This is a genomic window from Candidatus Woesearchaeota archaeon (genome assembly GCA_003694805.1).
Classification (GTDB): Archaea; Nanobdellota; Nanobdellia; order Woesearchaeales; family J110; genus J110.
On record RFJU01000044.1, the window covers coordinates 1 to 1,774 of the forward strand.

Below are 1,774 nucleotides of genomic sequence, written 5' to 3' on the forward strand. Positions count from 1 at the left end.
AAAGGGGTCAGGACCTATGCCGTTGCGCTTTTTTGGGATTTGGTGATATTGATCGGCGAGAATCGCTCTTGGTAATTACGAAAAAGACTCCATATCCTTTGCATATGTGTTTCTAGACAAACACAGCTGGAAGCTGCGTGCCGCAAAGGAATGGAGTCCGGACAAATGTTATTGGGTGTTCCGAGGGAAGTCAACGCGTTTTTTGTTCCCGCCGTCAGGACCGCTCCGCAACCGATTCGGCGCGCCCTTGCACCGATGGTCCTAGCTTTCCTCTTGGCGCCTCATTATCGGCGACTCAAAACGATCGCGGGTATGGTTGCGGGACATCGAGTTCATGTGGCCACGATCTCACGGCGTTTAGTCAACCCGCGTTGGAAGACACGAGATTTCCATGTTTCACTGTATGAGAGGCATTGGCGCGATACGGATCGGTGGGAACGGCGGATGAGAGGCGGCCAGAAACGCCATTGGTGCATAGTGATTGATACGACTTACCACCGCAGTGTGGGCCATTGCATGGAGAACATGATCGTAATGTCTCGTCGGAGCGACCCGCGCCGACGAAGCAAGCGGCAGCACGCCTTTCTTATGGGGATGATTCTTACCGATCGAGGAGGCCGAATCCCATTACCTCGTCGGAGCTACTACACGAAGGCGTACTGCGAGGCAAAGGGTAAAAAGTACCGCACGTTAAACCAGCTTGCGGCTGTGATGTTAAAGGAAGTATCCGTTCCCAAGGACGTCACGGTAACGGTTACGTTTGACAGCGCTTTCGATGCTCAAGGCATTCATCGAGTCTGCAAAAACAGAGGTTTTCGAGAGGTTTTCCCCCTTGATCCTAACCGCAACTTGTCTGCGTCGGAGGATGCCGAAGGCCCGGCAATACCAGACCGACGTGTGGTAGCTTGGACGCGGAGTTGGGACTGTAAAGAGTTTGAGTTGATAGAGCTTCAGGTTGAGAATGAAGACTTCGTCTACTTTCGCCGACGTCACGTCGACAACCTGCGAGTCAAGAAAACCAGAAGGCGTTACGCTGTTGCTGCGCGTCGCGCGACGGTCTCCAGACTGGGAGAGTGTCTGATCGTGGCGTCGTACAAGGAAAACGAGAAAGTCAAACTCTTACCAGGTCAGTCCGCGAGTTGGCAGGCATATCACGCCGGTCCGGTTGTTCATCGCAAGAAGAGCAAGAAAGTGCCATCTCGTTGGCACGGCAAAGTGCTCGCTTGCACCGATCCGCAGCTTACAGCTCGGGAGGTCATCCAATTGTATGAGGTCAGATGGCAAGTGGAACTCCTATTCCGCGAGCTTAAGAGCCGCATGCAACTGGGATGCTACGTGCTGATGAAGTTTGAGGCAGTGGAACGGTATATTGACTTCCTATTGATGGGCCTTTTGCTGTTAGAGCACCAGAGGCTCAACAACATGAAGCGTAATGGCAAACCATCCAAGCGCGCGGGTGAGCCCTGGGTGCAAGCACGTGTGACCGACCAACTACGCCTACTGGAGGGAATTGCAAACGAATGGAACGTTCGTCAAATCGAGGCGGAAGTGAAGACGAAAGCGGGACTAAAACGACTCCTCCGCACCCTTCGCCAATCGCCCTGTCGAGTTGCCTAACGAAATACCCTAAAATCTCCGACAAATAAGCGAGTTTGGCCGCCTAAGTGTGAAAAAAGCGCAACGGCATAGGGGCTGACCCCCTGCCGGCCAAAAAACTCTCCTGCAGACGGCGGCGAATGAGGAAGGGGGAAAGGGAAAAGGGAAAGGTGTAGGG

At 53.5% G+C, this 1,774-nt stretch carries 1 protein-coding gene; it reads left to right on the plus strand.

The genetic code is table 11. From position 1 onward, the window contains the following. Positions 1-150: 150 nt before the first annotated feature. Complete coding sequence (locus D6783_01885; protein ID RME53486.1) at positions 151-1,617, plus strand: hypothetical protein; 1,467 nt, start codon at positions 151-153, stop codon at positions 1,615-1,617. Positions 1,618-1,774 lie beyond the last annotated feature (157 nt).

What these genes read in the sequence shown, in the direction of transcription:
- D6783_01885 (RME53486.1), top strand. Translation starts at nt 151, where the DNA reads ATGGAGTCCGGACAAATGTTATTGGGTGTTCCGAGGGAAGTCAACGCG.